Source organism: Chryseosolibacter histidinae (assembly GCF_018598225.1).
GTDB classification, from domain to species: Bacteria; Bacteroidota; Bacteroidia; order Cytophagales; family Cyclobacteriaceae; genus Chryseosolibacter; species Chryseosolibacter histidini.
In genome coordinates this window covers 30,884-49,078 of the sequence record NZ_JAHESF010000037.1, presented here as the reverse complement: position 1 = coordinate 49,078, position 18,195 = coordinate 30,884, and the positions used below count along the sequence as shown (strand labels likewise).

Sequence of the window (18,195 nt, the reverse complement as noted above, 5' to 3'; positions counted from 1 at the left end):
TACCGATCACTGATCACCTGATTACCGATTACCGGTCACCGATTACCAACTAAACCGTTCCCTCAAGCGTTCCCCTCTTCTCGGTATTATTCTTAGTATTCTCGGAGACGCTGTTCAGGAAAGAAACGGAAACTTTATTGCCATCGAATACACAGGTGATCTTGTCGCCGTGGATCGCTTCTATAAACCTGAGGTTTAGCTGCAGTGTGTTCTCGTTGATCCAGGTAGCAGTCGCGGCTACCTTGGAGGGTACGGGATTCCGGTTGCCCACGCTGAAGAGATACTTCATACTTTCTTTGTTCGTGGCCCACTTCTCCCATCCGGTTTTGATCACCTGAGCGCCCTTTGCCGTCTTTGCGGTCCAGGTACATCCGTCATCAGAAAACTTCAATTGCATGGAGGTAACCCCGAACTCATTGTTGCCGAACTTGATCTCGGCGCCATTGTACTTCTTCGCCAGCGCCGAGGTGACTGAACCTTTCACAACGGGCAGACTGAGGTTGGCGAGATCCTGTTTCAATTGCTGCTGGTCAGTGGCGCTTTCAGGCAACGCGGAAGCCTGCATGGCGGGCAACAGTGTCTCCCACGCAATGGTCATCTGCTTCTGCATATCCCAGCTCTCGCTGTTCACGGCCAGCACCGCGTCGTATTGCGGCATCACAATGCAGTATTGTCCAAAGGCGCCGTCGCCCCTGAAGAAACCGGGCTTGCAGCGCCAGAACTGGTAGCCGTATCCCTGGCTCCAGTCACCATCGCCTGGATTGGAGGTGGTCTGCGCGCTGGTGGCTTCATTCACCCAGCTTTCAGTCAGGATCGTTTTGTCGTTCCATTTTCCTTTCTGCAGATACAGCTGCCCGAACTTGGCAATGTCCTCAGTGGTAATGCGCAACCCCCACCCTGCCACGCTCAAACCCTGCGGCGATTTTTCCCAGTCATACCCGGTAATACCCAGGGGCTTGAATAAACGTGACGACAAAAATGTTTCCACGTCTTGCCCGCTTACTTTATGAACGATTGCGCCCAGCATGTACGTGGCGCCTGTGTTGTACAAAAAATGCGAACCAGGAGCGTGTTCCACGGGCAGCGAAAGAAAGGTCTTCGTCCAGGGGGCAGTGCCTTCCCGCATCTTTCCCGTGGTATCTTCGCCGTGACCGGTGTTCATCGTTAGCAGGTGTTTTACTTTCATCTGCTTCAGGTTGTCGCTGACCTCCACGGGCAGGTCTTCCGGGAACAGCGAGATCACCGGTTCGTCAACTTTTAATTTTCCCTCTTTCACCAGCAGTCCGATGGCGGTGCTTGTAAAACTTTTGCTCAGCGAGTACAACGTATGTCGATACTGGAAGTCAAAAGGTTTCCACCAGCCTTCGGCGATCACGTTACCATGACGCAGCAGCATGAACCCATGCCACTGCAAGCCAGAGGCGTTGGCCGCGTTGATGAATTTGCTGATGGCCGCGGAAGAAACACCCTGAGATTCCGGACTCATACGTGCCAGACCCGCAGGTGCAAAAACATCCGACATCCGCCCGGCAAACGCAGGCAACAATCCAATCCCGATCGCCGCTGCGCCGGTTGTCTTAAGAAAATCGCGTCTCGTGCTGTTCATCGCTGAAATTTTTATTGTGATATTCGTTTTTAATCCAGGTTGTCAATCGTTTTATAATAATGTCCTGACGAAGGGTCCATGGTCCATGGTCGATAGTCCATGGACGTCTGGTGTATTATTCATTAATCTTCCTTCGAAACGCTGACCTTGTTACCATACACGACGCAGCGATGGACCATGGACCATCGACTATGGACTTACTCACGCATCGCGCGTTTCAATTTACCAAGCAAGGCAGCAACCTTCACCTTCGGGTCTCCCTCACCCAACGTTTCAATGGGCAGGTACCCGTTGTACGCGGAGGCTTTGATAATGGCCATCACCCTCGGGATATCCGTTTCCACTTCCGCGCCCTTGACAAAGATCTTTTCCTTGATCTGCCAGTTCACGGCATGTTTCACCGATTTTCCAATTTCATCATAAGGATCATGAACGCGGTAGCTCCCTGTATCCAGGATAAGGCCGAACCATGCCGAGTTGATAGACTCGATGATCTTGTTCACTTCGTCTGCCGTCTGAATAAAGTCATTATGGTTTTGCAGGCCTATGATCACGCCGTGTTCCCGGGCAAACGCCACACAGGTTTCGATGTCTTTCAGCATCCACTCCGTAACCTGGGCCTTGCTGTAATTTTCATTCTTCTGCGTTCCTGCAAAGATGCGTAACACAGGTGCCCCGAGCTTGGCGGCCGCGACTACCCACTTTTTGACGAGCGCAACTTCCTGCTGCCGTTTGTCTTTATCAGCGATGGTGAAGTCATTACGCACGCCCGTGCCACTGATCTCCATGCCAACGCTGAAAGCTTTTCGCTTAACATGAAAAAGATAATCGTCAGCCGGCACCTGCGGATAACCTTTGAAGTAGTAACCCGTGATATCCACGGCATCAAAACCGGTTGTCGCGCAGAAGTCGAGCAGGTCGTCGATGGTCATGGTTCCATCCATCAGCGGTTTGTTGAACGAATATGCGTTGAGGCTGGACTTCAGTCGTTGCGTGCCCGGAGGCAAATGGTTTGCCTGGCCCGCGTCTGGCTTGGGCGTTGCCGATGCCGCGAGCGGAACACCCGCCAGCACGGATAAGAATGTACGCCTGCGAACCTGATGGCCCATATGTATAAAGGAATGACCTGACCTACCTAAGTTAGACGCTATAATTCACAGATTCAACATCCGCTCCGAAAAAAGGCACTAATGAAAAAGTGAGATTCATTGAATATGGAAAATTCGAGGTTAAATTAACGTGCTTATACCAACATGAGATCAATTACCGGAACGATACACTGGGGCATCATTGGCTGCGGCGATGTATGCGAAGTAAAAAGCGGACCTGCCTTTAACAAGGTGAGTCATTCACGGCTCGCTGCGGTCATGCGGCGCGACCTCTCCAAAGCTGAAGATTATGCCAAACGACACCAGGTATCCAAATTCTATAGTGATGCCGACGCGCTCATCAATGATGCGGAGGTCAATGCCATTTACATTGCAACCCCACCATCATCGCACGAAGCTTACACACAGGCGGCGCTGAAGGCAGGCAAACCTGTTTACGTTGAAAAACCGGTAACCCTTGACGCCGCTTCGTGCGAACGTATGATCGGTTATGCCCGTGAATACAACAATAAAGTTTCCGTTGCCCACTATCGGAGGGGGTTGCCACTTTTCAGAAAAGTGAAGGAGCTCATTCACGAGGGCGCCATTGGCCAGGCGCGGCTGGTCACGCTCAGGACACTGCAGCCGCCTGCCAGCAAGATCGTCACACAAACCCGCGACAACTGGCGCATTAAACCCGAGATCTCCGGCGGCGGATTATTTCACGACCTCTCTCCACACCAGCTCGATATTCTCTACTGGATCTTCGGTAAGCCCAGGGAGGTGTACGGGCGCTCGCTGAATCAGTCGAAACAATATGAAGCGCCTGACTTCACCATGGTGGAAGCGGTGTACGATCAGCATGTAGCGATGAATGGCGTGTGGGCTTTTAATGTTTCAGAAAAAGCTACGGAAGACCTCTGTGAGATCATCGGCGACAAAGGCAAACTTCAGTTCTCTTTCTTCCGTCAGTCTACCATAACACTGGTGACCGATGCCGGCACCGAATCCCTGGAAATGGAATATCCCGTGAACATCCAGCACCCCATGATCGAGGCAGTAACCAAGTTCTTTCGCGGAGAAGGCCCCAACCCCTGCTCGCTGGAAGAAGCCCTTGAAGTGATGAAGATGATGGACCAGGCCAGCAAACGTTAATCGCCGGACCAATAAAACCCGCCTGCAATGGGCGGGCTCAATGGGTAATCCCGATTTAAGAGCCTGAAAGTGGCCGTAGACATTAAAATTTGCAGTTTTTAATGTTTGGTGGAGAATCGAGCATTAAAACCCATAAGTGGCTGAAAATGAGACCGATGTAGAATCGGAGCACAGAAGTCTGGCCGCGCCCGGCGAAGCCCGGCGTGGCAATCGAAGAAAGCAGGGCCTAAAATGAAAAACGCCCGCCTTGCCGAAGCCAGGCGGGCGCAGTCGGGGTGAGAAGATTCGAACTTCCGACCCCCACGTCCCTAACGTGGTGCGCTAACCGGGCTGCGCTACACCCCGAATCCAACCGTTTGTGCATTTATGGCAAAACGGGCTGCAATAATAGTAATTTGATTTTACAAGGCAAAGTTCAATTACAACCTGTGCAAACTATCTTCCAAAGACCGGTGTCTGACCGTGTGGTCCTTGTTCAATCCGAATCATTGGGATCTGAAACGGTTGTCAGGCCTAGCAGCCGATCCTTAAGCGGCAAGACAGTTATTTTTTATCAGCTGCGTTGGCTTCAGGCATCGCTCCCAATTGCTGCATCATATTGAGCTGATCGAACAATGGAAAATGTTTGATTACCTTGCCGTCTTTGAAATAGTCAATGGCAATTCCCCTGATCTCAAATGATCTCCCGGTTGCCGGAATGCCCGGTATATCGTTGACCTGAACAGCGGTCCACGTCATAACAGATACAACCTTATTATCCTCAGCAATCTGTTCCAGCACGGTTATATGGCTATTCTTAAACGCCGATGCAAATCGCTGATCTTCCTCTATATATCTGGCTTTATCAACCTGTTGACCTCCAAAAAAGTCGGCCACAAAATTATCGTGCAGATATTGATTGTAATTGTTTTTCAGGGCATCCGTTCCAAAAGCCTCGTGCCATTCCTTTGCGATTTGTTTTTGTCTTTGCTGGTCCATAATTATAAGTAATTTGATGATCCATTGTTCTCTGGACAACTTTCGAACCATTGGCCTGGTTTGTTCAGCAACAGCGCCGAACCATCCCTATTTTCGGCAGCCTGCTGCAATCCCATCTGCCGCGAATACCTGCTGTATAACGTAGCTTGATCACCAGCGCTTTTTACGATACATTGTATAAAACCTTTTTACCTATGACCCATTCCAGGAGACAGTTCTTCAACAATATGCTGGCCGGCGGTGCTGCTGTTGCCGCTACACCCCTGCTTTCATTCGCAAGCACACCTGCACCTGCGCCACGCATCAAGCTGTCGGTCTCTTCATACTCCTTCTGGCATTTCAAGGGAGATAAATTCCCGATCGAAAAAGTGATCGATGAGGCCGCGAGGATCGGCGTGGAAGGTATTGACATACTGCACCGCCAGATGGCAGCTGATGACAACGCTTATCTTCAGAAACTGAAGCGCCACGCGTTCATCAACGGCATCGCGTTTACCTGTCTCTCCATCCATCAAAGCTTTGTATCGCCAGACAAGGAATTCCTTAAAAAAGAGATCGAGCACACCAAGAGCTGCATCAGGCTCGCTGCGAAGATGGGCATTCCGTGCCTGCGCCTGAACTCAGGACGTTGGGGCACCACCAAGTCGTTTAACGAGCTGATGAAGAACCGTGGCGTTGAGCCGATCCTGCCCGGCTACGCTGAAGATGATGGCTTCAAATGGTGCATCGACAGCATTCAGCAATGTTTGCCCACCGCAGAAGAAAATGGCGTGCTGCTGGCGCTGGAGAATCACTGGGGGCTCTGCTCCACGCCTGAGGGGCAACTCCGGATCAAGAAGGCGATCGATTCACCCTGGCTGGGCATCATGATGGATACCGGCAACTTCCTCGAAAACCCGTACAGCAAGCTGGAGATGCTCGCGCCGTACACCAGCTTCGTTCAGGCCAAAACGTACTATGGCGGCGGCGAGTGGTACAGCCTCGACCTTGACTACAAACGGATCTTCGACATCCTGAAAAAGGTCAACTACCAGGGCTATGTGTCGCTGGAGTTTGAAGGAAAGGAAGACCCGTTCACAGCCGTGCCCAAAAGCATCGAGATGCTTCGGTCAGCGATGGCGTAGTTATAGTCAGACCTTCTCAACGCCTTTTATCGGGAAGGCGCGGAATGCCGGTAAATGTGCCAGGTATCGTCGCGGAATAAAAACTCTCTTTCAAACGATGCTCCTGCTGCCCGGGCCACATGCGTGGAATTGACATTGCCGGGATGAATGATGCTGATCAGTGGCAGCGTTGGCACGAATTCATCCGCCATATTTTTGATAGCCTTCACGGCTTCGCTGGCGTATCCCTTTCTCCAGAAGTCGCGCGACAATCCCCATTGAATTTCGGGGTCGGGCCATCCCATGGGAAACTCGATTCCCGCCACGCCGATCACGTTGCCGGTTGATCTTTCTTCCAGCGCGTATGAGCCGTACTTTCGCATCTGCCAGTGGCCGATCAGTGAGGCGAGCTTGCGCCAGCTTTCCCATTCAGTCATGGCTTTTCCAGCGGTGTACTTCATACATTCGGCATCGCCGTAGTAGGCGTGCAGTTGGCGCCAGTCGTCTTCCCGGGGCTGGCGCAGGTAAAGGCGCGGGGTTTCCAGGATGACAGGTGTTGAGTAATTCATCGATCCATGCAAATTAAGGGTGGCACAACATCAATCACAGGAACATTCAATTTCCCTTACAAAGAAAGTCATATCGATCGTTGATCCCCAGGGGAAACGGTAAAAAGTAAGCTAAAAGAGAGTCGTTACGGGTTAACGTATGGGTTATCCGAGAAGTGGTTGCTGAGTTACGCTTCGAGAAACGAGCGCAGGTGTTTCACATACAAAGCCGGGTTCTCGATCATGGGCAGGTGGCCACAGGCATCGATGAACTGAACGGTGCCGAAGCGCAGCAGGTCGTGAAAATGCAGCGCTACTTCGGGAGGTGTGATCTTATCCTGAAGGCCCCAGATCAACAGCACCGGTGTATCGAGCTTGTGAAGGAACCGCGAAATGTCCGCTTTGCGCGATGAACGTGCCAGTGACGTAATGTGCAATCCCTTTGAAAAGGTATTAACGGTTTTATAAACCTTGTCTACCAGGTTGGGTGTGGCGAAGTCTTTCCTGTAAAAAGCCTCCTTCACCTGCTGATGCACCGAGTTGAAGTCCTTATCGTAATCCTTTTCGGCCACCGGCAGGTTTTCAAACAATCCCGAGCTCCCGGATAACACGATCCGTTTCACACGCTCCGGATGGAGGTGCGCATAACACAGGGCGATCTGTCCGCCGATATCCGTGCCCACGAAAGTAACATCGGTCAGCTGATGCCAGTCGAGAAAATCATGGAGGATCTCCAGGAGATAATCCAGGTTTGCCAGGTGAACGGGTACTTCAAACAAAGGCAGCCGCGGCACAATAACCCTATAGCTATCCTGCAGCGCCTGGATGGTCTGCCGCCACATGGCAACATTGCCAAACAATCCATGCAACAATACAACGGGCTGGCCATCGCCGGTATCAACGTAGACCTGATTATAAAGAGGCTCAACAGGTTTATTCATCTTCATTACACTTAAAAAAAGAGAAATGCCCTGGCGGGCACTCCCCTTATCCACTCAAAACAACTATTCAATTATGAAAAAGTATATACTTCGGCACACGCCTGCCTGTAACGTTCCTCAAACAGGATCGCTTTCTTCAACGCAGCTTTAAACCGGATCTCCCGAAGCACTTCACTATACACCACTTCCAGCAATTGATGCAGCGCTCCCACATGCGTCACCGCAAGGTCTGCCTCGAATTGTTTTTTATTGAGATCGAACGTGAACTGCAAATGCCTGGACCGGTGAAACTCAACCAGGCCTTTGATCAATATGAAGTGAGCAGCAAATTCCGGGGTCGCTGTAAAGCAAAACCTGACCTGATCCTTATAATAGAACGCCGCGGGCTGATCATAAAAACGGTCTTCGGTTACGAGGGATTGCAAATAGAAGCGGTCGTTCACCGCACGCTCTTCCGCAGACGAAACATCACCGCTTTGTGAAGCCTTCAGCGGTTGGATCTCGAGGGGTAAAGATGCTGGTAGTGCCATGGTCTTTTAAAGTTTACGTTGCAGATTCTTATCGTCGATCAATACGATACAAACATAATACCAATATCTACTAAATCAATAGACATTATAGTTTTTAGTTTCTTTTTTCGATAGCCGAGGCACCTGGATTTGCCTGTTCAGCCTGTGGATGCGGGATTTCTTGAAAGTGAGGTCAGTATAGAAAAAGCCTTTTTTAACGCAATTCAAGGCCTTTTTTAACACATCGGGTAACAATTTGTTCATTCCTCCGTAATGTCTATTGATTTAGTAGATATAAGTCATACATTTGTTAGAAATCTATTTAACCTATAGAGTTTATGTTATCATTCCACCAAACCATCACCGCAGCACTTTTGCTGTTCTCTTTTTCGCTGGCAGCGCAAAGCCCTGAACCACTGGCCAGCGCCGGAAAGACCGATCTGAATCCAGGTGCCCGTGCCGCCCAGAAGATCGTGATCATCACAGGAGCGCGCTTCTCTTACAAGCTGGTGCAGCAATGGATCGATGACTATAATAAAGTGAAGCCCGATGTACAATTGATCATTGAATCGAGAGGTTCGGCCGATCCGCTTAAATATGATATCCTCGCAGAAGTTTATGAACAGGAAGACGCGATCCGTAAGACCCGCGAGTACATTAACATCGGGCGTTATGCGATCCTTCCTGTAGCCACAGCCCGGTCAACCTTTGCTAAAACGTACAGCGAGAAAGGTCTCGACGCCGACCTCATCAAACAGATCTTCTTCCACGACATCTTTGCCGATAAGGAAAAGCAGAAGCCCATCAAAGCTCCCTTTACAGTTTACACCAGGTTGCAGAAGGCGGGTGTTCCCATTGTCTTCACCAAATACTTCGGATACCAGCAAAAAGATATCAAGGGCAACGCCATCGCCGGCGCCGATTCTCATTTATTGAAAGCGTTGCTGCGCGATTCAACAGGCGTAACCTACCTCCCGCTTCCGCTGGCTTATGACGAGCAAACCCGCAAGCCTGTTGAGGGCCTCACCGTATTGCCTGTTGACCTCAATGGCAACGGAAAGGTGAGTGACAACGAAAAATTCTACGATACACTGGATAAGGTCATTGAACAGCTTGAAGCAACGGAGCCTGGCGACATCAAAAATATCCCTGTTGAATACCTCCACCTTTCCGTTGACAAACAGCATGCGAGTGCAGAGGCGATCGATTTTTTAAAGTGGGTGAATGAAAATGGGCAGACCTACCTGCATGACTTCGGCTACCTGACGCCGGAAGCCAAACGTTTCGAAAAAGAAAAATTCAACGAATTCGCCACCAAGCGCGGAAAATAACTTAACCAAACGCATAACCTTAACCCCTTAAATCGTATGAAATCTTTTTACCTTTTTTTCCTCTCACTGCTGCTGTGGGCCAACGCCGCGCTGGCACAGAATAATGTGGCGGGCGTGGTCAGGGATAATAATGACGCGCCCATTGTTGGCGCAACGGTGATCGTGAAAGGCACCAACATTTACGCTGTGACGGATGCCAGCGGCCAGTTCAGCTTTGCCTCGCCTAAGGACTTTCCATTCTCCATCAGGATCAACTCACCCGGGTTTGGCCAGAAAGATATTCAGGTGTTCGAGCTGCCTGAAGAACCCCTGGAGGTCACACTCGTTGACGATAACCTGCTCTCTGAAGTAGTGGTTACCGCCAGGCGCAGAAGCGAGACGGTGCAAGAGGTACCCATTCCCATCTCGGTGATCAGTGGCGACCTCGTTGAAGACGCGGGTGCCTTCAATGTGAACCGTGTCAAGGAACTGGTTCCCACAGTACAGCTCTATTCATCCAACCCCCGCAATACCACGCTTAACATCCGTGGACTGGGCTCCACTTTCGGGCTCACCAATGACGGCATCGATCCCGGAGTAGGATTTTATGTAGATGGTGTATACTATGCGCGTCCTGCCGCAACAACGCTTGACTTCATTGACATCGAGCAGGTGGAAGTGCTGCGCGGACCACAGGGAACACTCTTCGGTAAAAACACTACCGCGGGCGCCTTCAACGTCACTACCCGTGCGCCCAGCTTTACACCGGGTGTGAATTTCGAGGTGAGCTATGGCAACTACGGCTACATCCAGGCCAAAAGCTCCATCACTGGTCCGTTGAGCAAGACCCTTGCCGCACGTGTATCTTTCTCCGGCACACAGCGCAATGGCCTGCTGTACAATGTGACCACACAAAAGCATGTGAACGATCTCAATAACCTCGGCTTCAGGGCGCAGTTACTGTACGCGCCCTCGAACAACCTGCGGATCACCCTGACAGGCGACAACACACGTCAGCATCCCGATGGCTATGCGCAGGTGCTGGCCGGCGTCGTTACCACACAACGCCCTGCATACCGCCAGTTCGAGCAGATCATCGCAGACCTCAACTACAGTCCGGCCAGCCGTAATCCTTTCGATCGCTGGATAGACCACGACACACCCTGGAGATCGGGCAACGACCTCGGTGGCGTATCGCTCAATATCGACGCCAAGATCGGGTCCGGAACACTGACCTCTACCACGGCATGGCGTTACTGGAACTGGGATCCCTCGAACGACCGTGACTTTACCGGGCTGCCGGTGCTCTCCCTGTCGCAAGCCACCTCCACGCATGAGCAATGGACGCAGGAGATCCGTTACGCGGGAGATATCTCTTCACGCCTCAGTGGTGTGATCGGGGTCTTCGTGATCGGCCAGGACCTCAACACCGATCCCGTGCACATTGAAGAATCAGGCTCGGCACAATGGCGCTTTTCACAAAACTCCACCAGCAACCTGTGGCAGACGCCTGGTTTGCTTGATGGCTATGGCATCAAAACAAGATCGAATCTCAAAACATTAGGCGCCGCCGTTTTTGCGCAGGCAGACTGGGCCATCACGGACCGGCTGCACGTATTGCCCGGCCTGAGGTACAACTACGATCGCAAGGAAGTGGACTACGACCGCCAGACCTATGGTGGTTTGCAAACTGACGATCCGGCCCTCATCGCGCTGAAACGTGTTGTGTATACCGACCAGGCCTTTACAGCTGACGTGAACGAATCGAACGTATCGGGCCAGCTCACGGTGGCTTACAAACCGGTGAAAAGTGTCAACACCTTCGCCACTTTCTCTACCAGCTACAAGCCCGTGGGTGTGAACCTGGGCGGTCTTCCCACCAGCAACGGTGAAGTGATGACCAACTTGGCGCAGATCAAACCCGAATATGTGCAACACTTCGAAATAGGTGTGAAGACCACACCGAACCAGCGCTCAACCCTGAACCTCGTGCTCCATCATACCAACGTTACCGACTACCAGACTCAAGTGCAGACGGCCGAGGTGGGTGTGAACCGTGGTTATCTAGCCAACGCCGAAGAGGTCAGGGTGCTCGGCATCGAGCTTGACGGAAGCACCAGGATCGGCAGAAATCTTTCCATCTACGGCGCTGTTGCGTATACCGATGGCGAATACGTTTCATTCACCAATGCACCGGTACCGCTGGAAGAAACCGGCGCGACCAATGCGTTCAAAGACATTTCAGGAGGCGACCTTCCCGGCATCTCCGAATGGGCCGGCTCTCTTGGTGGCGAGCTCCTCTCCAACCCGCTGAAGGTCTCCGGCCGCGATGCCAAGCTTTTCCTGGCCATCGATAGCTACTACCGCTCTTCCTTCTCATCGAGTCCTTCGCCTTCGCAATACCTGAACATTGAAGGCTATGCGCTGCTCAACGCGCGGGTGGGCTTCCGCGCAACGGAGGGGGTATCATTCTTTTTCTGGGGCCGGAACCTGGCGGATAAGGACTATTTTGAACAACTCCTGCCCGCTGCTGGCAATGCCGGGCACTATGCCGGTGTGCTGGGAGATCCGAGAACATACGGCGTCACCCTGCGTTATACTTTCTGATCGCTAAAAATAAAAAACGGGCGCAAGGCTCTGATCGCTTTGCGCCCGTTGCTTTGATAAACAAACTATTCACTTCTCAGGTTCTTCACGGGATTTTCCAGCGCCGCCTTCACCGCCTGCGTGCTTACCGTCAGCAAGGAAACAACCAGGGCAATGATGCCTGCGAGCACAAAGATCCACCACGCCAGGTCGATGCGGTAAGCAAAGTTCTGAAGCCACTGGTTCATAGCCAGCCACGCAGGGGGCACTGCAATGACAATGGAAAGCAACACCAGTCTTACAAAATCTCCGGAGAACCTTGCCATGATGTGACGCAGCGTAGCGCCGAGGATCTTGCGGATGCCGATCTCTTTTTTCCACTGCTCGGCGGCAAACATGGAGAGTCCCAACAATCCCAGGCATGAAATAACAATGGCGAGCAACGTGAACACATATGAAAGCTTGCTCGCCACCTGCTCACTTTTATACAGTTTACCGTATTGCTCATCCATGAACGTAAAGTTGAACGCGTGACCGGGATTCATCTGCTTGTATACTTTTTCGAGGCCCGCCAGCGCTTCTTTTAATTTGCCTTTCTCCGTGCGAACCAGTACGGTTCCGAAATTCAGGAACTCCTTTACATCCAGCACCACGGGATCGATGGCCTGATGCAGGGTGTTGGTGTGATAATCTTTCAGCACGCCAACGATGCGGCCTTGTTTCCCGAAGACGCTGATCTCCATTCCGATGGGATCTTTCACACCCATCTGCCGCACAGCCTCTTCGTTGACCAGGAAGCCCACGGAATCGGTCCTGTTATACCTGTCAACATCACGCCCGTTCACAATGTCGAGGTTCATCAGTTTTACAAAATCATATCCTACTGAAGACACTGCAAAGTTGATCACCTTGTTCGGGTCCCGGCCCGGCCATTGCACAGCGTCTACCCTGAACGACATGGCATGGGGGAACTGGCTGCTGCGGTCCACCATCTTGATGCCAGGTATTTTGGAAGCTTCTTCCCTGAACAGCGCATACTTCGTGATCAGGTTTCCTTCAATAGGAATGTACAACACATTCTCACGGTCATAGCCAAGGTTTTTATACTGGAGATAATTCGTCTGGCGCGTAACCACAAGCGTGGAGATCAACAGCAGCATCGACAGCACGAATTGAAACACCACCAGGCCTTTTCTGAATGCCGCCGCGCTGAAGCTGAAACGAAAGTGGCCCTTCAACACTTTTACCGGTTGCAGCGATGAAAGGAACAACGCCGGGTAGCTGCCGGCAATAAATCCCGTCAGCAACACCAGCCCCAGCATGAAAAGGTAAAACAAGGGTTCCCGCAGAGGGATGGCCATTTGCTTCGCAGTCAGATCATTGAACGCGGGCAGGCTCAGGGCGGCCAGCGCCAATGAAAGTAACACCGCCATCAATGTGAGCAGCATAGCCTCACCGATAAACTGGTAGATCAGGTGAAGCCGCGACGAGCCCACCACCTTGCGTACACCTACTTCTTTTGCGCGCTTCACAGAGCGTGCTGTGGCCAGGTTCATAAAGTTGATACAGGCAATCAGCAGGATAAAAATGCCGACGCCCATGAACAGGTTCACATAGAGAATGCGCCCACCCGCAGGCAGGCCATTCTCAAAATCACCATACAGGTACTGATCGCCGAAAGGCTGCAGGCCCAGCTCAAGCCTGAGGTTATCAGACATGCCCTTGAGGTATGTTTTCAGAAAATCTTTGATCTTCTCTTCCACTTTCACCGGATCGGCGTCGGGTCGGAGCTGGATGAATGACAACGTACCGAAATGCCCCCAGCTTTGTTTGAACGGATTTTCCGCCACCCACGCATCCCAGTTCATCAGGTAATCGAACTGGTCTGACGCCTGCGGAGGAAGGTTTTCAAAAACAGCGGTCACCGTCACATCGGTCCTGCCATCAAAGCGCACCGTCTTCCCAACAGCTGCCTCCACGCTGCCAAAGAAAAGCTCCGCCATCTTGCGAGACATGCAGAGACTCTCCGGGCGACTCAATGCTGTTTGCGGTGTACCGTACAGGAGCTTGTAACTGAACATACTGAAGAAGTCCTCTTCTGCACGACTGCCTTTCAGCTTATAAACTTTATCATCTACGCTGAAGCTTTCATAAATATCGTCCTGTAAGCTAAGCCGGAAGAATTTGACAAAACCGGTGGCATATTCTATTTCCGGGATCATCTTCTTCAGCTCTGCGGGTAGCGGGGCCGGTGTATGATAATCGGCATGCGCTTGTCCGTCATAGACCTGCCGCAGGTACACGCGATACAATAACTTGTTGTTTGTGTGAAAACGATCTACACTTTGCTCATCGCGTGCCCAGAGAAAGATCAGCAGGCTGCACGCCAGGCCAAAAGCGAGCCCTGATATATTGATGAGTGAAAATGATCGGCTGCGCACGAGGTTTCGGAACGCTACCATGATGTAATGCTGGAACATGTCTTTATGATTGATGGATGAAGTGCGGGAATTCTTTGAATGGAAAGGCCTCTGAAGGCGGATGGCGTTCAGCACATAACGTTTACGGGCCTCTGCCACACCTACGGTATCGACCCAGTACAGGTAAAGCTCCTGAAGATCGCCCTCCACTTCTTCCAGGCTTTCCTTCGGGCACCGCCACCGCAGTAAAGACTGCGCCCACTTTGGCGGAGCATACAGATCTCTCTCATGTTTCATACGCCGCTGGGTTTGAATTTCAACGGGATCAACGACCACAGGCGCATGCGGATCTCCTGGCTCTCGCGCAGGGCCTTGTAACCATAGGCGGTAATGGAGAAGATCCGTTTTCGCCGGCCACCCCGTTCTGCGGTAGCGCCGGACATTACCGACCTCAGAAATCCTTTTTCTTCAAGGCGTTTCAACGTGGTGTGAACGGTACTGAAATCAACGGTGCGGCCGGTTTCCCTTTCAAGCGCCTGGGTGATGTTCACGCCATAGGCATCGTCCTTGATCACACCGATGATCAGCAACACCAGCTCTTCCAGCTCACCTAAGGAGGTACGTCTCATAATATCATTTGATTTTGTCGAACAAATAGCCTGCCATGATTGAAAAATGCGTCCTGCACAGCTTAAAATGAAGTTTCACATTTCGATCGGTTGGCTCAAATGTTCATTGGCGGACAACTTTGTCCGGTGCCGGTGTGGGGTTCAACCTCTCGCTCATCTGCGGCATACTGGCATTGCAGATGTGAATTATAATATATACATTTATAAATAATATATTACTTCACCACTCCGTTTATGAAAGGAACTTATCTGGGAGAATTCGAGGAGATCGTTTTGCTTGCTGCCGGCATCCTTCATGGAAGGGCGTATGGTGTAAGCATCCGCCAGGAAATTGAAAACCAGACCGGGCGTAATGTGAATATCGGCGCTGTGCACACCGCACTGCACCGCCTCGAGGCGAAGGGATATCTCACGTCCAAGTTTGGTGAAGCGGAAGAAGTGCGAGGCGGAAAACGGAAGCGGTTGTTTACGCTCACCTCGTCTGGCATGAACGCTTTACGCGAAGCGCAGGCCATCCGCAAGCAGATGTGGGCACAGCTTCCCAAAATTTTACTTCAGCGCAGCTAACTGTCAGGTGTAACGGGTCTCATCCCGATAGCTATCGGGACTCATATCTCAAATCTCATGTCTGTTTTATGAAATACCATCCGCCCTACTTCGCAACAAAAATATTACAATGGTTCTGCCATGCCGAGCTCGTGGAAGAGGTTGAAGGCGACCTCTATGAATTGTTCCGGGAGCGTGTTGAAACTGTCGGGCCGTTCAGGGCAAAATTATATTACTGGACGGATGTGCTGCATTCCATCAACCCAAGACGGTCAGAACCCAGGAAACCTTCTCCCCCATCGCTTCCATACCGCGACAGGCTCAGTCACTTTTTTATCATCGCCTTCCGCAATATGCTTCGCAGCAAGTCGTCATCGATCCTCAACCTCTCCGGGCTGGCCATCAGTCTCACGGGCTTTCTGCTGATCGCCTTGTACCTCATCGATGAAGCCACCTATGACTCGTTCCATCCCGATGCAGACCACGTATATCGCATCAGCTATTCGTTCAAGGGGTTCGACGGAAAAGAAGGCAGGGATGCCCGGGCCGCGGGGCTCTGGTGTATCAAGCTCAAAGAATCCATGCCCGGGATCAAAGCTGTAACCCGGTTCTCACGGTTCGGTTATCCGGGAAACGTCAGGACCAGCGATCCAAATCACGTGTTCGTAGAACAGCAGTTCTTCTGGGTTGATCCCAACTTTACCGATATTTTTTCGCTTCCATTGATCACTGGGGGCGATGTAAAAACGATCCTGTCTGATCCGAAGCATGTGATCATCAACGAAACCATTGCCCATAAATATTTTGGTGCCGATGATCCCGTGGGTCAACCGATCATCTATATGCGCGATGGTATGGAATTTCAACTCATCGTGGGTGCGGTGATGAAACGTGCCCCGTCCAACACACACTTCAAACCTGACTTCATTGCCAGCAGTGTGGCGCTGGATCCACTCTGGAAAAGAAACAATGAAGATCGCGTCAACTCGTGGATGGATTCGTTCTCCTACTCCTTTGTCACCCTGGAACCCGGCACGGATCCTGCCAAAGTATCGCAAGCACTGCAAGAGATCTTCAACCGGAACCTGGGTGAGTTCGCCAAGGTCATGCATCCCATACTCATACCGTTACGGGATGTCCATTTTACGGAGGGATTCATGTTCGAGCTGGACGCACCCGGTGATAAGGTACACCTTTACATCTTTGGGTCCATTGCCTTGCTGATCCTGGGCATGGCCTGTATCAACTATATGAACCTTGCCACGGCCCGTTCCATTTCAAGATCGAAAGAAGTAGGCTTACGCAAAACATTGGGTGCCGGCAGGGGAATGCTCGTGATGCAGTTCCTGGGTGAATCGTTGCTCATGACCGGTATCGCACTGATCATCGCCATCACACTGCTGGTGATACTACTGCCTTACTTCAACGCGCTCACGTTAAAAGACTTCAGCCTCGCACACCTGCTGCAAACCAAAACCGTGTATCTGCTGTTGACAGCGTTCGTTACGGTGGGTACCCTGGCGGGATGTTACCCTGCACTTTATCTGTCATCATTCAGGCCCATGGAAGCGCTGAAAGGCACATTTACGGTTGGGCGTGCGCCTGAAAATTTCAGGAAAGCCCTGGTCGTTGTTCAGATCAGCATCACCCTTTTGTTCATCACCGGAACGTACGTCATCCATCACCAGCTTGCTTTTATCGATCACACCAAGTTGAGCCGGTACAAAGACCAGATCGTCACGGTACGCCTGGGCGACGCGGTGGCCCGCCAAAAGATCGCCGGCTTCAAACAGATCGCCCAACAGGATCCCCGCGTTAAAGAAATTTCAACAGGTCCACACCTGCCACGGCGCGAGAACTTCGGCTTCATGGGCAGGGCTTTTCAATTCCGCGAGCTTGATGAAACGCAGCGCAACTGGGACCGTCTCGATGTTGATTTCGATTTTCCTTCAATGTTCCGGCTCGAGTTTGTTGCTGGAAGAAATTTTTCTGTGAACAATCCATCAGATACCTTGGCCATCATCCTCAATGAAACGGCCGTGAAAGACCTTGGCGTTACAGCGGAAAAGGCCCTCGGGCTTCAGGCAGAAGGTACGTATTACATAGAAGTGCAGGGAATACCGAAGCCCGTCACCATGAAGTACAACGTGATCGGTGTGGTCAAAGACTTCAATTATGCCTCGGTGCGAAAGGCCATTTCACCCATTGCGATCGGTGGCCAGTGGCGCTCCGCTGAGATGATGTACGTGATGCTGGCGGGTGATGAATTCCCTGAAACGCTTGATCATCTGCAAAACGTATGGAAGCAGGTTTATCCGTCAACACCCTTCCAGTACTGGTTCATGGATGAAGAGTTCGGAAGACTCTATCAAACCGAACGGCAGATGGCGAAGCTGTTCAACTACCTGGGCGGCATGGCCATGATCATTGCATGCCTCGGACTGTTTGGACTTGCCTCTTTTACGGCAGAACAAAAAACCAAAGAGATCGGCATCCGCAAAGTGATGGGTGCGTCAACGTTGCAGATCCTGCTGATGCTTACCTCACGTTATGTAAGGCTCGCGCTCATTGCATTTTTCATCGGTATTCCGCTCGCCGCTGTAGCCGTACATTCCTGGATGGAAGCATTCGTCTACAAAGCCGAGATCGGTGGCTGGTACCTGCTTTGGGCATGCCTGCTCATTTTATTCGTTACCGTTTTCACGGTTGGATTTGAATCACTGCGGGCGGCTCGCACAAACCCATCCGTGTCTATGCGTCATGAATAAGCCTGTAT

General features: G+C 51.5%; 14 protein-coding genes and 1 tRNA gene. 6 read left to right on the top strand and 9 right to left on the bottom strand.

What is annotated here, in order from left to right:
- Positions 1 to 49 precede the first annotated feature (49 nt).
- Positions 50 to 1,606, bottom strand: a complete 1,557-nt coding sequence (locus KK083_RS25465; RefSeq protein WP_254168743.1) for a serine hydrolase domain-containing protein — start codon at positions 1,604 to 1,606, stop codon at positions 50 to 52.
- A 197-nt stretch (positions 1,607 to 1,803) separates the two neighbouring features.
- A complete protein-coding gene (locus KK083_RS25460; RefSeq protein WP_254168741.1) occupies positions 1,804 to 2,715 on the bottom strand; it encodes a sugar phosphate isomerase/epimerase family protein in 912 nt (303 codons plus the stop codon).
- Between the two features lie 144 nt (positions 2,716 to 2,859).
- On the opposite strand from KK083_RS25460, the gene KK083_RS25455 reads away from it, so the two are divergent.
- Complete coding sequence (locus KK083_RS25455; RefSeq protein WP_254168739.1) at positions 2,860 to 3,849, top strand: Gfo/Idh/MocA family protein; 990 nt, start codon at positions 2,860 to 2,862, stop codon at positions 3,847 to 3,849.
- Between the two features lie 270 nt (positions 3,850 to 4,119).
- Here KK083_RS25455 and KK083_RS25450 read toward each other — a convergent pair.
- Positions 4,120 to 4,194 (bottom strand) — tRNA-Pro (locus KK083_RS25450).
- 198 nt (positions 4,195 to 4,392) lie between these two features.
- On the bottom strand, positions 4,393 to 4,827 hold the full coding sequence (locus tag KK083_RS25445; RefSeq protein WP_254168737.1) for an ester cyclase: 435 nt from the start codon (positions 4,825 to 4,827) through the stop codon (positions 4,393 to 4,395).
- A gap of 194 nt (positions 4,828 to 5,021) precedes the next feature.
- Between KK083_RS25445 and KK083_RS25440 the strand changes: the two genes are divergently transcribed.
- The gene (locus KK083_RS25440) at positions 5,022 to 5,951 is read left to right on the top strand and encodes a sugar phosphate isomerase/epimerase family protein (protein WP_254168735.1); all 930 of its coding nucleotides are present in this window, start codon (positions 5,022 to 5,024) and stop codon (positions 5,949 to 5,951) included.
- A gap of 26 nt (positions 5,952 to 5,977) precedes the next feature.
- On the opposite strand, the gene KK083_RS25435 is transcribed toward KK083_RS25440, so the two are convergent.
- From KK083_RS25435 to KK083_RS25425, 3 genes are all read right to left on the bottom strand, one after another.
- Positions 5,978 to 6,499 carry a GNAT family N-acetyltransferase gene (locus KK083_RS25435; RefSeq protein WP_254168733.1) on the bottom strand — a complete coding sequence of 174 codons (522 nt, stop codon included), beginning with the start codon at positions 6,497 to 6,499 and terminating at the stop codon, positions 5,978 to 5,980.
- Positions 6,500 to 6,666: 167 nt separating this feature from the next.
- Complete coding sequence (locus KK083_RS25430) at positions 6,667 to 7,419, bottom strand: alpha/beta fold hydrolase (protein ID WP_254168730.1); 753 nt, start codon at positions 7,417 to 7,419, stop codon at positions 6,667 to 6,669.
- A 71-nt stretch (positions 7,420 to 7,490) separates the two neighbouring features.
- A complete protein-coding gene (locus tag KK083_RS25425) occupies positions 7,491 to 7,949 on the bottom strand; it encodes a hypothetical protein (protein WP_254168727.1) in 459 nt (152 codons plus the stop codon).
- Between the two features lie 317 nt (positions 7,950 to 8,266).
- On the opposite strand from KK083_RS25425, the gene KK083_RS25420 reads away from it, so the two are divergent.
- Positions 8,267 to 9,259 carry a type 2 periplasmic-binding domain-containing protein gene (locus KK083_RS25420; protein WP_254168725.1) on the top strand — a complete coding sequence of 331 codons (993 nt, stop codon included), beginning with the start codon at positions 8,267 to 8,269 and terminating at the stop codon, positions 9,257 to 9,259.
- A 36-nt stretch (positions 9,260 to 9,295) separates the two neighbouring features.
- On the top strand, positions 9,296 to 11,845 hold the full coding sequence (locus KK083_RS25415; RefSeq protein ID WP_254168722.1) for a TonB-dependent receptor: 2,550 nt from the start codon (positions 9,296 to 9,298) through the stop codon (positions 11,843 to 11,845).
- 65 nt (positions 11,846 to 11,910) lie between these two features.
- Here KK083_RS25415 and KK083_RS25410 read toward each other — a convergent pair whose 3' ends face one another.
- Positions 11,911 to 14,541: an ABC transporter permease gene (locus KK083_RS25410; RefSeq protein ID WP_254168720.1), complete on the bottom strand. Its 2,631-nt coding sequence runs from the start codon at positions 14,539 to 14,541 to the stop codon at positions 11,911 to 11,913.
- Entirely contained in the window at positions 14,538 to 14,873 is a 336-nt protein-coding gene (locus KK083_RS25405) for a PadR family transcriptional regulator (protein ID WP_254168718.1), read from the bottom strand. The genes KK083_RS25410 and KK083_RS25405 overlap by 4 nt, the downstream gene beginning before the upstream one ends.
- 234 nt (positions 14,874 to 15,107) lie before the next feature.
- Between KK083_RS25405 and KK083_RS25400 the strand changes: the two genes are divergently transcribed.
- Positions 15,108 to 15,440, top strand: a complete 333-nt coding sequence (locus tag KK083_RS25400; protein ID WP_254168716.1) for a PadR family transcriptional regulator — start codon at positions 15,108 to 15,110, stop codon at positions 15,438 to 15,440.
- A gap of 68 nt (positions 15,441 to 15,508) precedes the next feature.
- Entirely contained in the window at positions 15,509 to 18,187 is a 2,679-nt protein-coding gene (locus KK083_RS25395) for an FtsX-like permease family protein (protein ID WP_254168714.1), read from the top strand.
- Positions 18,188 to 18,195 lie beyond the last annotated feature (8 nt).